16 protein-coding genes and 2 tRNA genes are annotated in these 16329 nt (G+C 71.7%); 8 read left to right on the top strand and 10 right to left on the bottom strand.

Features of this window, described 5'->3' with window-relative positions; genetic code table 11:
- Positions 1-294: 294 nt before the first annotated feature.
- From AB0M08_RS45695 to AB0M08_RS45725, 7 genes are all read right to left on the bottom strand, one after another.
- Positions 295-370 (bottom strand) — tRNA-Glu (locus AB0M08_RS45695).
- A 77-nt stretch (positions 371-447) separates the two neighbouring features.
- Positions 448-519 (bottom strand) — tRNA-Gln (locus AB0M08_RS45700).
- A 63-nt stretch (positions 520-582) separates the two neighbouring features.
- Positions 583-1389, bottom strand: a complete 807-nt coding sequence (locus tag AB0M08_RS45705) for an NAD(P)H-binding protein (RefSeq protein WP_364508116.1) — start codon at positions 1387-1389, stop codon at positions 583-585.
- Between the two features lie 44 nt (positions 1390-1433).
- Positions 1434-2228 carry a fumarylacetoacetate hydrolase family protein gene (locus AB0M08_RS45710; protein WP_364508152.1) on the bottom strand — a complete coding sequence of 265 codons (795 nt, stop codon included), beginning with the start codon at positions 2226-2228 and terminating at the stop codon, positions 1434-1436.
- Between the two features lie 42 nt (positions 2229-2270).
- Positions 2271-2513, bottom strand: a complete 243-nt coding sequence (locus tag AB0M08_RS45715; protein WP_364508118.1) for a helix-turn-helix transcriptional regulator — start codon at positions 2511-2513, stop codon at positions 2271-2273.
- A gap of 7 nt (positions 2514-2520) precedes the next feature.
- Positions 2521-3360, bottom strand: coding sequence for an ABC transporter permease (locus AB0M08_RS45720; RefSeq protein ID WP_364508119.1), 840 nt, complete (start codon positions 3358-3360; stop codon positions 2521-2523).
- Positions 3357-4265 (bottom strand): ABC transporter ATP-binding protein, encoded by a 909-nt coding sequence (locus AB0M08_RS45725; RefSeq protein WP_364508120.1) that lies wholly within the window; start codon positions 4263-4265, stop codon positions 3357-3359. The genes AB0M08_RS45720 and AB0M08_RS45725 overlap by 4 nt, the downstream gene beginning before the upstream one ends.
- A gap of 195 nt (positions 4266-4460) precedes the next feature.
- On the opposite strand from AB0M08_RS45725, the gene AB0M08_RS45730 reads away from it, so the two are divergent.
- On the top strand, positions 4461-5405 hold the full coding sequence (locus AB0M08_RS45730) for a 3-methyladenine DNA glycosylase (RefSeq protein ID WP_364508123.1): 945 nt from the start codon (positions 4461-4463) through the stop codon (positions 5403-5405).
- A 70-nt stretch (positions 5406-5475) separates the two neighbouring features.
- On the opposite strand, the gene AB0M08_RS45735 is transcribed toward AB0M08_RS45730, so the two are convergent.
- Entirely contained in the window at positions 5476-6351 is an 876-nt protein-coding gene (locus tag AB0M08_RS45735; RefSeq protein ID WP_364508126.1) for an alpha/beta hydrolase, read from the bottom strand.
- A gap of 84 nt (positions 6352-6435) precedes the next feature.
- Here AB0M08_RS45735 and AB0M08_RS45740 point away from each other — a divergent pair, with 84 nt between their 5' ends.
- Positions 6436-6882 carry a MarR family winged helix-turn-helix transcriptional regulator gene (locus AB0M08_RS45740; RefSeq protein ID WP_364508128.1) on the top strand — a complete coding sequence of 149 codons (447 nt, stop codon included), beginning with the start codon at positions 6436-6438 and terminating at the stop codon, positions 6880-6882.
- Here the strand turns inward: AB0M08_RS45740 and arfB are convergent.
- A complete protein-coding gene (gene arfB / locus AB0M08_RS45745) occupies positions 6851-7288 on the bottom strand; it encodes an alternative ribosome rescue aminoacyl-tRNA hydrolase ArfB (RefSeq protein ID WP_364508131.1) in 438 nt (145 codons plus the stop codon). The genes AB0M08_RS45740 and arfB overlap by 32 nt on opposite strands.
- A gap of 80 nt (positions 7289-7368) precedes the next feature.
- Between arfB and AB0M08_RS45750 the strand changes: the two genes are divergently transcribed.
- The 5 genes from AB0M08_RS45750 (at position 7369) to thrS (ending at position 12984) form a co-directional block, all read left to right on the top strand.
- The gene (locus tag AB0M08_RS45750) at positions 7369-8691 is read left to right on the top strand and encodes a pitrilysin family protein (protein WP_364508133.1); all 1323 of its coding nucleotides are present in this window, start codon (positions 7369-7371) and stop codon (positions 8689-8691) included.
- Positions 8688-10028, top strand: a complete 1341-nt coding sequence (locus AB0M08_RS45755) for a pitrilysin family protein (RefSeq protein ID WP_364508135.1) — start codon at positions 8688-8690, stop codon at positions 10026-10028. Before AB0M08_RS45750 ends, AB0M08_RS45755 begins: the two co-directional genes overlap by 4 nt.
- Positions 10029-10088: 60 nt before the next feature.
- The gene (locus AB0M08_RS45760) at positions 10089-11090 is read left to right on the top strand and encodes an endonuclease/exonuclease/phosphatase family protein (RefSeq protein WP_364508138.1); all 1002 of its coding nucleotides are present in this window, start codon (positions 10089-10091) and stop codon (positions 11088-11090) included.
- Complete coding sequence (locus AB0M08_RS45765) at positions 11087-11623, top strand: GNAT family protein (RefSeq protein ID WP_364508140.1); 537 nt, start codon at positions 11087-11089, stop codon at positions 11621-11623. The genes AB0M08_RS45760 and AB0M08_RS45765 overlap by 4 nt, the downstream gene beginning before the upstream one ends.
- A gap of 143 nt (positions 11624-11766) precedes the next feature.
- Entirely contained in the window at positions 11767-12984 is a 1218-nt protein-coding gene (gene thrS / locus AB0M08_RS45770; protein ID WP_364508143.1) for a threonine--tRNA ligase, read from the top strand.
- A 92-nt stretch (positions 12985-13076) separates the two neighbouring features.
- Here the strand turns inward: thrS and cimA are convergent, their stop codons facing one another.
- A complete protein-coding gene (cimA, locus tag AB0M08_RS45775; protein WP_364508146.1) occupies positions 13077-14687 on the bottom strand; it encodes a citramalate synthase in 1611 nt (536 codons plus the stop codon).
- A 197-nt stretch (positions 14688-14884) separates the two neighbouring features.
- Between cimA and AB0M08_RS45780 the strand changes: the two genes are divergently transcribed.
- Complete coding sequence (locus AB0M08_RS45780) at positions 14885-15625, top strand: tyrosine-protein phosphatase (RefSeq protein WP_364508149.1); 741 nt, start codon at positions 14885-14887, stop codon at positions 15623-15625.
- Positions 15626-16329 lie beyond the last annotated feature (704 nt).

Here is a 16329-nt window from a genome sequence, read left to right on the forward strand (position 1 = left end):
TTTTTGTGGGGTTGTTCTTGTTTTTGCCTTAAGTCCTCCTCACGCCCGCCTCCCCCCCCACAACCCCGGACCGCTGCACGAGCACAACCGACCGCGGGCCTCGCGAACCCCACCGGCGAGCGCGGCCGCCGGGCAACGCGAACGGCGTAGGCGCCGGGCAGCGCGGGCGGTGGGCGCGAGCGGTATAGGCAGCGCGGTGGGCGCGGGCGGCGCGGTGGGCGGGGACGCAACGCGGGGTGGCTGGAGGGGGGAAAGAAGAAAGCCCGCACCGATCACGGTGCGGGCTTTCTCATCTGGTAGTCCCGAAGGGATTCGAACCCTCGCTACCGCCTTGAGAGGGCGGCGTCCTAGGCCGCTAGACGACGGGACCAGGACGTGCTGTACAACCGTGCTGCCAGCGCAAACCTCGCGCTTCCAGCGCTGCCGCCCCCGAAGGGAGCGACATCGCTGGGGTACCAGGACTCGAACCTAGACTAACTGAACCAGAATCAGTCGGGCTGCCAATTACCCCATACCCCATTTGGCCCGGCTTGCCGAGCCGTTGAGAACTTTACCCGAGCCCTCCCCGCCCGCCAAATCGGGTTACCGAAACAGATCCGCGTGTGCGGCCGCCCACTCCCGGTAGCCGGTGGCGGGGCGGCCCAGTAGATCGCCAACCGTCGATACCACCTGCTGCGGTGGGTGGGCCGCCATGCTCGCGAGGTTCGCCAGGTACCAGTCGCCGTAGGGACCCATGGACTCGGTGAACCGCGCGCGGGCGGCCTCGCCGGTCAGCTCGACGTAGCGCAGGTCGCGCCCGAGACCGGCGCCGAGCTCGGCGACCTTCTCCCGGCGGCTGAGCGCGGCCGGGCCGGTGAGCGGGAGCGAGGCGCCCGCGTGGTCGTCCGAGAGCAGCACCGCGGCGGCCACGGCGGCGATGTCCTCCTCCGCGACCGGCGCGTTCGCCACGTCCGGGTACGCGTCCCGCACCTCGTCCCCCGCACGGATCTGCGGCGCCCAGATCGTCGCGTTGGAGATGAACTCACCGGGCTCCAGGTGGGTCCAGGCGGCCCCACTGGCCTCGACCGCGTCCTCGATCGGCTGCCACTCGCCGCCCTTCACGCCGGCCAGGTCGACGATGTGCCGGACGCCCGCGGCGGCGGCCATCGCGCAGACCTCCGCCGCGGTGGGCAGGTGCGGCGCGAGGTACATCCGGTCGACGCCCGCCAGAGCGGTGGCGACCGTGCCGCGCCGGCCGAAGTGGCCGTGGACCACTTCGACCGGGGACGGCAGGGCGGCGCGCGCCGGGTCGACGGTCAGCGCGCGGATGTCGGTGGCGCCGCGAGCGAGCAGCTCGCCGACGACCATCCGGCCGATCTTGGCAGTGGCGCCGGTGACCAGGATCCGCACGACAACCTCCGGGAGAGGGACGACAGGACGCGGAGGGGCGGGACTCAGTCCAGCGCGACGACGGTGTTCCGCAGTTCGCCGATGCCCTGGATGCTGATCGAGACGGTGTCGCCGGGCACGATCTGGCTGACGCCGGCCGGGGTGCCGGTCAGGATGACGTCGCCGGGCAGCAGCGTCATCACGTGCGACACGTACGACACCAGGCTCGGGATGTCGAAGACCATGTCCTTGGTCCGGCCGATCTGGCGCACCTCGAGGTTCTCCGGGTCGCGGCCGACCTCGCAGCGCACCTCCAGGTCGCTGACGTCCAGGTCGGTGACGATCCACGGACCGAGCGGGCAGAACGAGTCGAAGCCCTTGGCCCGGGTCCACTGCGGGTCCTTGCGCTGCAGGTCGCGGGCGGTGACGTCGTTGGCGCAGGTGTACCCGAAGATGGCCTTCTCGGCGCCGGCCCGGTCGACCCGGCGGGCACCGGTCGCGCCGATCACCACGGCCAGCTCGGCCTCCTCGTCGACCCGCTCGGTGACCGAGGGGATCCGGATCGCGTCGTTCGGGCCGATCACCGAGGTGGAGGGCTTGATGAAGATCAGCGGCTCGGCGGGTACCTCGTTGCCCATCTCGGCGGCGTGGTCGGCGTAGTTGCGGCCGACGCCGATCACCTTGCTGGAGAAGATCGGGGCGAGCAGGCGTACGTCGGGGAGCGCCCACCGCTGGCCGGTGAGGCGCACCTCCTCGAAGGGCAGGCTGCTGATCTCGGCGACCGTGAGGCCGGAGGAGCCGTCGCCCTCGACGACGCCGAACGACACTCCGTTGGCATGAACAAAGCGGGCGAAGCGCACAGGGAACCCCATCTGCGGAAGAGGAAAGGACTTCCCCGAAATCTACGCCGGGCGAGCCTCCACGCCGAGCCGCGGGAACGGCTCCAGCGAGAAGACCACCTCGATCGGCACCTCGAAGTACGCGCAGATCCGCAGCGCCAGGTGCAGGCTGGGACTGAACTCGCCGCGCTCCAGATAGCCCACCGTCTGATAGTGCACACCCAGCGCGTCCGCCAGCTGCCGCCGCGAGATCCCCCGTTCGGCACGCAGCATCGCGATCCGGTTGTACGTGATCTCGCTCGCCATGGCTCCCTCAGACACCCACCCGGGACAGCGCCCGCTGCCGGCGCTCCGCCATGGCCGAACCGGATTCCCGGCGGGCCATCCGGCGCAGCACCCCGGGCGCGAGCGAGAGCCCGAGGACCGCCCAGAACAGCAGGACACCGGCGGTCTGCCAGGTCCGCCACGCGCCGCCCAGCTCGGCGGCGGCGAAGGCGTCGGGCAGGAACGCCGATCGCAGCCCCAACCCTAGCCAGTAGACCGGGAAGACCTGGGCGACGCCCTGGAGCCATCCCGGCATCGAGGTGATCGGGTAGAAGATGCCGGAGATCCCGGCCAGGACCATCACCGGCAGCGAGATGAAGGCGACCAGGCGCGGGTTCTCCAGCAGGGCGCCGAGCACCGCGCCGAGCGGCATGGTGGCGAGGAAGGCGAGCGGCACCAGCCAGAGCAGGGTGAGCCAGCCGGACGCGTCCACCGACACGCCGTCCACCAGGAAGAGCCCGGGGATCAGCACCAGCGCGATGCTGATCAGGATCACCCCGCCGACCAGCACGATCCGGCCGACCAGGTACGAGACCATCCCGCCGGGCAGCGCCTTGGCCCGCAGCAGCGTCCCGTCCTCCCGTTCGAGCAGCAGGTACTGGGCGGTCAGGACCACCCCGGTCTGCGCGACCAGCAGGCCCAGCGTGCCGGGCAGCGTCATCGCGCCGAGCGAGAACCCGCCGGCGACCGTGGTGTCGCCCATGAAGAGGAGCGTGCCGACCAGCAGGACCGCGCTGAACGCGTACCCGAACCAGTCGCTGAACGTGCGCAGCGTGATGCGCAGCTCGATGAGCCCGCGCCGCAGGCCCTGTCGCACCAGGAAGATCATTTCTCGTGCTCCCGGACCAGTCGCATGTAGGTGTCCTCCAGGCTGGACCGCCGGACCTCGAGTTCGGCGACGTCGTCGTGGTGCCGGAGCAGGTCGCGGACGAAGGGGACCGCGTCCGTGGCGGAGTGGACGAACCGCTGCCCGTCCCGGGTCCAGCGGATCTCGGTCTCGCCGGCCACCCGCCGGGAGAGTTCGTCGGCGGAGCCGTCCGCGATGATCCGCCCACCGGCCAGGATCAGGATCCGGTCGGCGAGCTTCTCCGCCTCGTCCAGGTCGTGCGTGGTGAGGAGCACAGTGGTCTCGTCCAGGTCGCTGAGGCGGTGTATCAGGTCCTGGAACTCGCGGCGGGCGGCCGGGTCGAAGCCGACCGTCGGTTCGTCGAGGAAGAGCAGGTCGGGACGGCCGACGAGCCCGATCGCCACGTCCAGCCGACGGCGCTGGCCACCGGAGAGATGCCCGACGCGACTGTCGGCCTGACCGTTCAGGCCCACCGTGTCGAGGAGATCGGCGACCGGCCAGTTTCGACCGTACGGGAGATAATGTTGTCCGAAATAGTCTAGAAGCTCCCGGACGCGCCACTTACCGTGATCGCGCCACGACTGGAGCACCACGCCGAGCCGGGAGCGCCATCGCTCGTCGCCGCGCTCCGGATCGGCGCCGAGGACCCGGACGTGCCCCGCCGACCTCCGCCGGAAGCCCTCCAGGATCTCGATCGTGGTGCTCTTGCCCGCGCCGTTCGGCCCGAGCAGCGCCAGCACCTCGCCCGGCCGGGCCGTGAAATCGATGCCGCCGAGCACCTCCACCGCGCCGTAGCTCATCCGAAGATCACGAACTTCGATGACCGGCTCGACGATCGGCACACTCGGGCCGGCGCCGGACTCCCCCGTCAGTACCGTCTCCGTCATGTCTAGCACGCTATCAATCTCGTAGCACATCTACTACATACCGCAGCACAGAACTTATGCCTGGCACACAAAGACCATAAAAACCTCTAAATCCCTTTCAGTACGGCCAAAGCAGGACTCACCCCCTCGGTGGCAGAACTCATTAGCGCCTTAACGGTGATCGTGTTGATCGCGTCGGCTAGATACATTGGTGGGATGGGGATCAAGCAGGTGAGGGCACTCACCACCACGCTGCCCTCGGTCACCTGGATTCCCCTCGCGCGGGCGCACGCCGAGCGCGCCGACCAGATGACCGCCGGCCACCGCGCCCGCCGATCGGCCGGCGAGACGCACGCCATCGAGGACTTCCTCTACGACTACTACGGCACCCGCCCGTCCCTGCTGCGCCGCTGGCACCCCGGCGTCGGCGCGGGCCTCGCCCCGGCACCCGGCGGCGCGGTGGCCGAGCAGGGCGGCTGGAAGTTCTACACGACCTCGCAGGACGGCATCGTCGCGCTGGACCAGGACGCGTTCGTGCACGCCCGCGGCGAGAGCGTGCGGTACATCCACGGCCTGCTCACCGCGACCGCCTCCCGCCCGGTCTTCTCCGGCTGCTTCGGCCTGCACGAGTGGGCGATGGTCTACCGCGACCCCGAGCACCGGCACCCGCTGCCGCTGCGCCTCGGCCAGTCCGCGACCGACCGGGTGGTCGAGGAGCACACCATCCGCTGCACGCACTTCGACGCGTTCCGCTTCTTCACCCCGGAGGCGGTCGGGCTCAACCGGCTGCAGCCGACCCGGGCCACCCAGGTCGACCTGGACCAGCCGGGCTGCCTGCACGCCGCGATGGACGTGCACAAGTGGGCGCAGAAGCTCGGCCCCGGCGTCCCCGGCGCGCTCGCCCTCGACTGCTTCGCGCTGGCCGGCGAGATCCGCCTGCTCGACATGCAGGCCAGCCCGTACGACCTGACGTCGTACGGGCATCCCCCGGTCAAGATCGAGACCCCGGAGGGCAAGGCGGAGTACGTCGCCCGCCAGCGCGAGCTGGCCCGCCGGGCGGCCGGGCTGCGCAGCCGCCTGATCCGGGTCTGCGAGGCGCTGCTCGGCCCGGAGGAGGCCGCCCAGAACCGCCAGGCGGTCGCCCCCTACAACCAACGCTGAGAACCCCCACCTCAGCGCCGAGACTCCCTACATCAGCGCCGGGAGCGCCGCCGGCACCGGCACCGGGCGATCAGGCGCCCGCCCGGGCCCGGGTGAGGAAGGCGGCGGCACGATCCAGCGCGTCCACCGCGTCGTCGAGGCGGCCGAAGTGGTGCTGGTACACGTGCGGCAGCCCGGCGCCCACCTCCAGCGTCACCGCGACTCCGGCGGCCGTGGCCCGCTCGGCGAGCCGGACCGCGTCGTCGAGCAGGAGCTCCTCGTCGCCCACCTGGACGAGCAGCGGGGCGAGTCCGGTCAGATCGGCGAAGAGCGGGCTGGCCGCGAGCTCCGCCCCGGGCGCGTACCGCTCGGCGTACCAGCGCAGGGAGGCCGGTTCGAAGAGCGGGTCGACGCCGTCGCGCGTACGCAGGCTGTCGCCGGAGAGGGTGAGATCCACCCAGGGTGAGAAGACCACCGCGGCCGCCGGCTGCGGAAGGCCCGCGTCGCGGGCCGCGATCAGGAGCGAGATCACCAGGCCTCCGCCGGCCGAGTCACCCGCGACCAGCACCTCACCCCTCCCGATCAGTTCCCGGTACGCCGCCAGCGCGTCCCGGGAAGCGGCCGGGAAGGGATGTTCCGGGGCGAGGCGGTAGTCCAGTGAGTACGCCACCCCGCCCGAGCGCGCGATCAGCGCACCGGCGAGCCGCGCCCCGGTCCGCCCGGACCCGACCACGAACCCGCCGCCGTGCAGGTAGAGCAGGGTCGGCCCGGCCTGCGGCTCCCCCGCGCTCAACCGCACCGCCGGCCGCCCGCCCAGCGTCACGTCCTCGGTGGTCAGCGACGGGTCGAGCGGCATCGAGGCAGAGAACATCGCGAAGAGCCTCCGCTCCTCCGCCTCGGTCTTCTTGGTGCGCGGCGTCCCGGCAAGCGCTTCCCGGATGACGGCGCGCTGCTGCTCCCGGTCCATGTGGTTCCTCCGTCACGATGATGAAATGGCAGTCCGCCCCATCAAAACTAGATTCCTTGGAATCTAATTCCCAGGAAGATAACCGTGACGGACCTCACCGCCCTCTTCAACGACCTGGTCCGCACCGAGACCAGGCTCTACAACACGGTCGACGCCCGGCTGCGCGCCGAGCACGGCCTGCCGCTCGGCTCGCTGGAGGTGCTGCAGATCATCGGCGGCCGCCCGCACTGCCGCGTCCAGGACGTCGCCCACGAGGTCGGCATCACGGTCGGCGCCACCAGCAAGGCCGTCGACAGGTTGGAGGCGCGCGGCTGGTGCCGGCGCGCGGCCAATCCGGACGACCGCCGGTCCTCGCTGCTGGTGCTGACCCCGGCCGGACGGGAAGTGCTGGACACCGCGACGCCGTCCCTCGAGGCGGTGCTGGCCGAACTGACCGCCGGTCTCCCCGCGCCGCTCCTCGATCAGCTGGCCGGGGCGCTGCGCGCGTGGCGGCCGCTGCTCACTCCGGATAGTCCCGGCGGTTCTGCTTGATCTGGCCCCGGCGCTTCTTGTCGGCGATGCGGCGCTCCACCGAACCCTTGGTGGGGCGGGTCGCGCGGCGGGCCCGGGGCGGCGGGGCGACCGCCGAGGCCACCAGGTTGCCCAGGCGGGCCGCGGCGGCCTCCCGGTTGCGCAGCTGGGAGCGGTGCTCGGAGGCGGTGACGGTGAGCACACCCGACACCAGGCGGGCGCCGAGCCGGCCGAGAGCACGCTCCTTCAGCGACGGCGGCAGCAGATCGGAGCCGCCCAGGTCCCAGGAGAGCTCGACCCGCGAGTCGGTGGTGTTGACGCCCTGGCCACCGGGGCCGCCGGAACGGGAGAAACGCCAGGCGAGCTCCGCCGCGGGAATGGTCAGGCGGTCGTTCACCCGTACGTCCTCAAGCACGCGGCCAAGCATCGCATCCGGGCCGGGCTCCCGCCATCGGGTAACCGCCCGGACCGGCGCAGCCGGGCCGAAGGGGCATCGGACAGGGCAAGATGGGTCGGGTGACGTCACCATCCGCGCCGGTCGCCACGACCGGTTATCCGTGGCCCATCGAAAGCACGCGACTCGCCAACGGCCTGCGCGTCGTCGTCAGCGAGGACCGGACGTCTCCGGTCGTCTGCGTCAACCTCTGGTACGACGTCGGGTCACGCCACGAACCCGCCGGTCAGACCGGTTTCGCGCACCTCTTCGAGCACCTCATGTTCGAGGGCTCGCAGCACGTGCGCAAGACCGAGCACATGCGGCTGGTGCAGGGCAACGGCGGTTCGCTGAACGCCACCACCAACCCGGACCGGACGAACTACTTCGAGACGATGCCGGCCGAGCACCTGGAGCTGGCCCTCTGGCTGGAGGCGGACCGGATGGGCGGGCTGGTGCCCGCGCTCACCCAGGAGACCCTCGACAACCAGCGCGAGGTGGTCAAGAACGAACGGCGCCAGCGGTACGACAACGTGCCCTACGGCGACGCGTGGCTGCGCCTGCTGCCGCTGCTCTACCCGCAGGGGCACCCGTACCACCACGCCACGATCGGGTCGATGGAGGACCTGAACGCGGCCGGGCTGGACACCTTCAAGGCGTTCCACCAGCAGTACTACGCGCCGAACAACGCCGTCCTCACCGTCACCGGTGACGTCGCGGCGGACGAGGTGTTCCGGCTGGCCGAGAAGTACTTCGGGGCGATCGCCGCGGTCACCGGCATCCCCGCCGCGCCGGACGGCTCGCTGCCCATTCCGGCCACCGCTCCGGTCCGGGAGACCGTCACCGCGGCCGTCCCGGCGCCCCGGCTCTACCTGTCGCACCGGACGTACCCGTTCGGCACCCCCGGATACGACGCGATCACCGTGCTCGCCACCGTGCTCGGCAACGGCCGGGGCAGCCGCCTCTACCAGCGCCTCGCCGACGGCAAGCGGATCGCCCAGCCGGACTACATCGGGTCGTACGGCGTCGACCTGGCACACGCCCCCGCGCCGCTGATCATCACGGCCACCGCGAAGGACGGCGTCGACGTCGCCACGCTGGAGGCCGGGCTCGCCGAGGTGGTCCAGAGCCTGGCCGACGAGCCGGTCACCGACGACGAGCTGAACCGGGCCAAGGCGCTGCTCACCACCGCCTGGTGGCGCGGGGTCGCCACGGTCGGCGGCCGCGCGGACCTGCTCGGCCGGTACGCGACCCAGTTCGGCGACCCGGCCGCGGCCGGCTCCCGGCTGCCGCGCTGGCTCGCGGTCACCGCCGACGACCTGGTCGCGGCGGCCCGCGAGACGCTCTCCCCGGAGTCCCGGGTCACCCTCACGTACCTGCCCGAGGAGTCCGCATGACGCTCATCACCGTTCGTCCCGAGCCCGGTGCGGCCCGGCCGTACGCGTTCCCGGCCGTACGCCGGATCAGCGCGCACGGCGGCACCGTGATCGCCGCCCACCTGCCCGGCCAGGTCCTCGCCACCGCGGTGCTGCTGCTCGACGCCAGCGCCGCCCGCGAGACCGAGGGCCGCGAGGGCACCGCCACCGTGCTGGCCAAGTGCCTGGAGGAGGGCACCACGGCCCGCGACTCGGCGGCGTACGCCCTGGCGCTGGAGGGCCTCGGCGCCGAGCTCTCCCCCTCGGTGGACTGGGACTCGTTCCGGGTCGGCGTCGCCGCGCCCGCCCCGCTGCTCGCCGGAGCGGTCCGGCTCGCCGCCGAGGCCGCGCGCACGCCGAAGCTGGACCCGGCCGACGTGATCCGGGTCCGCGACGACGAGGTCGCCGCGCTGAAGATGGACTGGGCCCAGCCCGGTCCCCGCGCCGACGCCGCGCTCCGGGCCGACCTGTTCGCCGCCGACGGCCGGTACCGCCGGCCGCTGCACGGCGACCCCGCCTCGGTGGCCGCGGTGTCCGTGGACGACGTGCTGGAGTTCCACCGCTCGTGGATGCTCCGGCCCGGCGTGCTGCTGGTCACCGGCGACCTGGACGAGGTCGACCTGGACGTGCTGGCCGAGGCCGCGTTCGCCGGTACCTCGGGCGGCCTGGTCGCCCCGGAGGGCCCGCTCGGCGTGCCGGTGCCCACCCGCCCGCACGTGCTGCTGGTGGACCGGCCCGGCTCGGTGCAGTCGACGCTGCGGCTCGGGCACCGCGCCCCGGAGCGCGCCACGCCCGACTACGTGCCGATGACGCTCGCCGCCACGGTGCTCGGCGGGGCGTTCACCTCCCGGCTGAACCATCAGATCCGCGAGGTGAAGGGGTACACGTACGGCATCCGCGGCTCGTACGGGATGACCCGGCGCGCGGGCCGGTTCGAGGTGGCCGCGAGCGTGCAGACCGCGGTGACCGGGCCTGCCGTCCGGGACACCCTGCACGAGATCGCCGAGACCCAGGCGACCGGTGTCACCGAGGCCGAACTGGACGTCGCCCGGTCGTGGCGGGCCGGGCAGCTCTCGGTGGAGATGCAGACCCCGGGCGCGATCGCCGGGGCGCTGGCCACCCTGGTCGTGCACGGCCTGCCGGACGACTACTACGAGCGGCTGCGCCGGGAGTACCTGGAGGCCACCGTGGAGCAGGTCTCCGCGGCCGCCGCGAAGCACCTCGCGCCCGGGGGCCTCACCCTGGTCGTCGAGGGCGACGCCGCGGTGATCCGGGACGAGCTGGCCGAGTTCGGCGAGATCACCGACGTCGATCTGTAAAAAGTGACCGACGTCGCCTCGGCGGCGCGCCGGTAGCGGACGCCGGATAACGTCGGCCGCATGACGATCACCGACGCGCCGCCGGGGACGCGCCCGGCTCGCCGCCGCACGATCGGCACCGTTCTGCTCTGGCTGCTCCTGCTGCCCGGCCTCTGCTGGACGGTGATCCGGCTGGGCGGCTGGGAGGGCCACTCCCCGCTCGTCCCGCTGCTGGCCTTCACGCCGTACGTGGCCGTCGGGGCCTGGGTGCCGGCCCTGATCGGGCTGCTCACCCGGCGCCGGCTGCCGGGCGTGGTGGCGCTGCTGACCGCCGTCGCACTGGCCGCCTGCGTGCTGCCCCGCGCCCTGCCCGACCTCGACAAGGGCCTGTCGCGGGGCGTCGCGCTGCACGTGATGACCTCGAACATGCTCTTCGGCGGCGCCGACGCGGCGACCATCGTGACACTGGTCCGGGAGAACGACGTCGCGGTCCTCGCCGTGCAGGAGTTCAGTCCCGGCGCCGAGCGCTCCCTGGCGGAGGCCGGGCTCGGCGACCTGCTGCCGTACTCACAGCTCTCGCCGGAGTGGGGCGCCACCGGGTCCGGGCTCTACTCCCGCTACCCGCTCACCGGCACCGGGACGCGGATCAACCAGGGCGGCTTCCACCAGGCGTACGGCGTGATCCAGCCCGACGGCGCCGCGCCGGTCCTGGTCGAGTCGGCGCATCCCCTCGCACCCGCCGGGCTCGACCTGTTGGCCGGCTGGGCCGGGGACATGGCCGCCGAGCCGCGGGCCGACCCGGCGGGCACCGCGCGGATCCTGCTCGGCGACTTCAACTCGACGCTCGACCTGGCGCCGCTGCGGACGCTGATCGCCAGCGGGTACCGGGACGCCGCGGACACCGTCGGGCGGGGGCTGGTCGGCACCTGGGGACCGTACGACGGGGACCCGATCCCACCGGTCACCATCGATCACGTACTGGCCGACACCCGGATCGGGGTACAGGATGTCACGGTGCACAACGTACCCAGATCGGATCACCGCGCGGTGATCGCCGGACTGATCCTCCCGATGGCGTCATGAGCGTCTCCGTCCGCCCGGTCGTCCTCGACGACGCCGCCGAGCTCACCGCCCTCCTGATCGAGAATCGGGCCTACCACCGGCCCTGGGATCCGGCCCGCCCCGAGGACTTCTACACCGTGGACGTCCAGCGGCAGATCCTCGTCGACCTCGCGCGCGCCGGCACCTCGTTCCCGTACGCGATCGTCGAGGAGGGCACGATCGTCGGCCGGATCAACCTGAACAACGTGGTCCGCGGCCCGTTCCTCTCCGGCAGCCTGGGCTACTGGATGGCCGAGCGGCGGACCGGGCGCGGCGTCGCCTCGGCCGCCGTGTCGCTGACGCTCCGGGAGGCCTTCGTCGAGCACGGCCTGCACCGGGTGGAGGCGGCCACGCTGCTGCACAACGTGCGCTCGCAGCGGGTGCTGGAGAAGAACGGCTTCCAGCGGTTCGGCACCGCACCGCGCTACCTGCGGATCGCCGGCGAGTGGCAGGACCACCACCTGTACCAGCTCACGACGGAAAACTGGTCGCCCGCCCCGGCGGACGGGTCCTAACATCGCCGGCATGCGGATCAGCGCGAACACGACCACGCCGGGACACCCCGGCGTCGTTCTCCGCTGACCACGTTCAGCACCGGCCCGGGCGACTCGCCCAGGCTCTGGTGGGGTCGCCCTTTCGCGAAACGGGAGACCCCACCATGCAGGACCACCGCAGGCTCGGGCGCGAGCTCGGCCTCTTCGACTCCGACCCGCTGATCGGCGCCGGGCTGCCGTTCTGGCTGCCGGACGGCTCGGCCGCGCGCCACCAGGTCGAGGCGTACCTCCACGATCTGGAGCGCCGGGCCGGATACCGGCACGTCCACTCGCCCGTCCTGGGCAAACGCCGGATGTTCGAGCTCTCCGGCCATCTGGCGAACTTCGCCGACGACATGTTCCCGCCGATGGCGGTCGGCGAGGACGAGCTGATGCTGCGGCCGAGCAACTGCCCGCACCACGCGATGATCTTCCGGGCGCGGCAACGGTCGTACCGGGAACTGCCGTTGCGGATCGCCGAGCTGGCGCCGATGTTCCGGGCCGAGCGCTCCGGGGTCCTCGGCGGTCTGTCCCGGGTCCGGCAGATCGCGCTCAACGACGCGCACGTCTTCTGCCCCGAGGAGCAGGCCGCCGGCGAGGTGGCCCGGGTGCTGCGGCTGATGCGGGAGGCGCACGCCGCGCTCGGCCTGCGGCCGGCCTCGGTCCGGCTGTCGCTGCGTGGCCCGGGGAAGGCGTACGGCGGCTCGGACGCGAGCTGGGCGCGGGCCGAGCGTCTGCTGCGCGACGCGCTTTCCAGCAGTTCCTTCTCGTACGCCGAGGCGGAGGGCGAGGCCGCGTTCTACGGTCCGAAGATCGACGTGCAGGTCGCGGACGCGGCCGGCCGGGAGTGGACCATCGCCACCGTCCAGATCGACTACCACCAGCCGGAGCGGTTCGACCTGAGCTACATCGACGCGTCCGGCGCCAAGGCCCACCCCGTCATGATCCACCGCAGCCTGGTCGGCTCGATGGAGCGGCTCTTCGGCCACCTGATCGAGCTCCACGACGGCGCGTTCCCGGTCTGGTACGCCCCGGTGCAGCTCGCCGTCCTCCCGGTCGGCGCGGCACACGACGAGGCCGCCGCGGCGTTCGCCGAGCGCGTCCTCGGCGCCGGTCTGCGCGCCGAGGTGCTCCCCGACGGCTCGGTCGGGGCCCGGATCCGCAACGCCCGCCGGGTCCCCTACCTCGCGGTGATCGGCGACCGCGAGGCCGCCGACGGCCGGGTGGCCCTGCGCCTGCGCGACGGCCGGCGACTCGACCCGATGCCCGGCGCGGAGGCGATCGCGCTGATCGACGCGGTCGCCTCCGCCCGGAGCCAGGGATTACTTCCTCAGGCCCGGTGATCGCCGCCGGTGAGATGGCAGACGGTCTGCCGACGCCCGCGGGGTTTGCGGGTGGCAGGAAACCGACCTCCATCTCACCGGTTACCCGGCAATCACCCGCGGAGCGAAGCGGAGCCGGCCGGCTGCGCGGGGGTACGGGCCAGGCCGTAGGTCAGCGCGTCCACGAGGGCCGTCCAGCTCGCCTCGACGATGTTCTCGTGGACGCCGACCGTGGTCCACTCGCGGTTGCGGTCGCCGGTGTCCAACAGCACCCGGGTGATCGCGTTGGTGCCGTGGCTGCCCTCCAGGATGCGTACCTTGAAATCGGTCAGCTCGAAGGTCTTCAGCGCCGGATAGTGGTTCGCCAGCGCCGAGCGCAGCGCCTCGTCCAGCGCGTTGACCGGGCCGTTCCCCTCGGCCGTGGCGATCACCCGCTCGCCGCGGACCCGGACCTTCACGGTCGCCTCGGAGATCACCGTGCCGTCCTCCCGGTGCTCGACCAGCACCCGGTACGACTCCAGCGTGAACGGCTTCGCCACGTCGGAGCCGGGCAGCTCGGCCCGGACCAGCAGCTCGAACGAGGCGTCGGCGGCCTCGAACGACCAGCCCTCCGCCTCCAGATCCTTCACCCGGCGGGTGACCGTGGAGAGCGTCTCCGGATGGCCGGCCAGGTCGATGCCGAGCTCGCGTGCCTTGAGCTCGATGCTGGCCCGGCCGGCCATCTCGGTCACCAGGATCCGCATGTCGTTGCCCACCACCGACGGGTCGATGTGGTTGTAGAGCAGCGGATCCACCTTGATCGCGCTCGCGTGCAGTCCCGCCTTGTGAGCGAAGGCCGCGGCCCCGACATAGGCCTGGTGGGTGTCGGGGGCGATGTTGGCGATCTCGGCGAGCGCGGTGGAGACCCGCGTCGCCTTCTCCAGGCATCCGTCCGGTAGGACCTTCAGCCCGAGCTTCAGTTGCAGGTTGCTGACCGTGGCGAAGAGGTCCGCGTTGCCGGGCCGCTCGCCGTACCCGTTCGCGGTGCACTGGAAGTGCTTGACGCCCGCCTCGACCGCGGCGACGGTGTTCGCCACGGCGCAGGCGGTGTCGTTCTGGCAGTGGATGCCGAGGCGGTCGGCGCTCACCCCGGTCCGCTCGACCACCTCGGTGACCGCCTTGGTGATCATCGAGGGGAGCATGCCGCCGTTCGTGTCGCACATGACCACGCGCTCGGCGCCCGCGTCGATCGCCGCCTGCACGACGCTGGCGGTGTACTCCGGGTCGTACCGGAAGCCGTCGAAGAAGTGCTCACAGTCGACGAACGCGCGGCGCCCGCTGGCGACCAGGTGCCGCACGGTGTCCCGGACCATCGCCAGGTTCTCCTCGCCGGTGGTCCGCAGCGCCCGCTCCACGTGCCGGATGTCGGACTTGGCGACCACGCAGACCACCGGGGTTCCCGCGTCGATCAGTGCCTTGACCTGCGCGTCCGCCGCCACGTCCACGCCCGCCTTGCGGGTCGAGCCGAAGGCGACCAGGACCGCGTGCTTCAGGTCCAGCTCGGTCTTCGCTCGTTCGAAGAACTCGGTGTCCTTGGGCATGGCGCCGGGCCAGCCGCCCTCGATGAAGCCCACCCCGAACTCGTCCAGGAGCTTGGCGACCGCGAGCTTGTCGGTGACCGTGTAGCTGATGCCCTCGCGCTGACCGCCGTCACGCAAGGTCGTGTCGAACACCTGGTAGTCCATCGGGGAGGTCCTTTCGATTCGGAGACCCAGCACAACAAAAAGACCCCCCGCGGATGCGGGAGGTCTGCGCGTCGGCGAGAAGTCAGCCGGCGCGCTAGGTGCGAATAATCAGCACGAGGTGGGTCACGTGATGAAGCATGCCACTATCCGGGTTCGGGGGAGGCACTGTTCCACGTTTCGAGACTAGTTTCGACGGCGTGGTAGCCGAATCGTACTCACGTAACCTGGGATTCTCCTCCACCTACAACTTCCGCGACGTCGGCGGATACACCGGTCTCGACGGGCGCACGGTGCGCTGGCGACGCCTGTTCCGGGCCGATTCCCTGCACCGCATCGGCGAGGACGACCACGAGGCGTTCACCGCCCTCGGCGTCCGCACGGTGATCGACCTCCGCCGCCCGCACGAGGTGGAGAAGTTCGGCCGGGTCCACGAACGGTACGGCCTGGACTACCGCAACCTGGTCCTCAAGCACGTCGACTGGGAGGAGATCGAACACCCCGAGGGCACCGTCCACGAACGCTGGCTGGCGGACCGGTACCTGAACTTCGCCGAGGACGGGCGGCAGGCGCTCCTGGACTCCCTCCGGGTCATCGCCCAACCCGACCTCGCGCCGGTCGTCGTGCACTGCATGGCGGGCAAGGACCGTACCGGGACCGTGTGCGCCCTGACGCTCTCGCTGCTCGGGGTCCCCGACGACGTGATCGCCGCGGACTACGCGCTGACCACCGAGGCGATGCGCCCGTTGACCGAGTACCTGCTGAGCAACAGCCCGGAGGCGGTCGTCGGGAACGAGCACATGTTCGACTCCCCGGCGGCGGCGATGACGCTGTTCCTCGACGACCTGCGGGCGTTGCACGGCTCGGTGGAGGCATACGTCCGGGAGATCGGCCTCACCCCGGCGGAGATCTCGTCTCTGCGAAGCCATCTTCTGGGCTGAATTCACTCGCCCTGGGACGGTTGGGGCGGAGGGTGGGCATGCAGGGCGGTGGAGCATTTATGCCCTGCATGCCCACCCTCCGCCCCAACCTTGCATCGTTTGCGGTTTCGCCAGGAAAGGGGTCGCTCGCCCCGGCGGGTGCATCATCGGCTTGAGCGTCCACCGTCGTCTCCGTGGTCCGGCTACCGCCCGGCGGTCACCCCAGGGCAGCACCTCACGCAGGCCCGGCGCCTGCGGGGTCAAGCGAATAGACCGCGCCGCTCACCCTCTCACCGCTCACCGCTCACCGCTCACCTTACTGACGCATCGTGGTCGGCCGCCGGGCCGTGGCCACCCGGGCTGCTGCCAGTCGGCGCCACCGTTCCGCTCACCCTTGCCGCCCCACCGCAACCAGCGCACCCGGCGCCACGCCACGCAGAGCCGCCCTTGGCAGGGTTGGGTCGGGCGGGGCCGGTGGAGCGCAAGCGGCGCGGTCTATTCGCTTGACCCGGCAGGCGCCGGGCCTGCGTAAGGCACTGTCCTGGATTACCCCTCGCGCGGTAGCCGGACCACCGGGATGGCGGTGGAGTCAAAGCCGGTGATGCACCCAGAGCGGTCGAGCAACCAGGGTCCTGGCCGCATGCGACCACCATGCAAGGTTGGGGCGGTGGGTGGGCATGCAGGGCATAATCGCTTCACCGCCCTGCATGCCCACCCACCGCCCC

The organism is Actinoplanes sp. NPDC051851 (assembly GCF_040681165.1).
Taxonomy (GTDB): Bacteria; Actinomycetota; Actinomycetes; order Mycobacteriales; family Micromonosporaceae; genus Actinoplanes.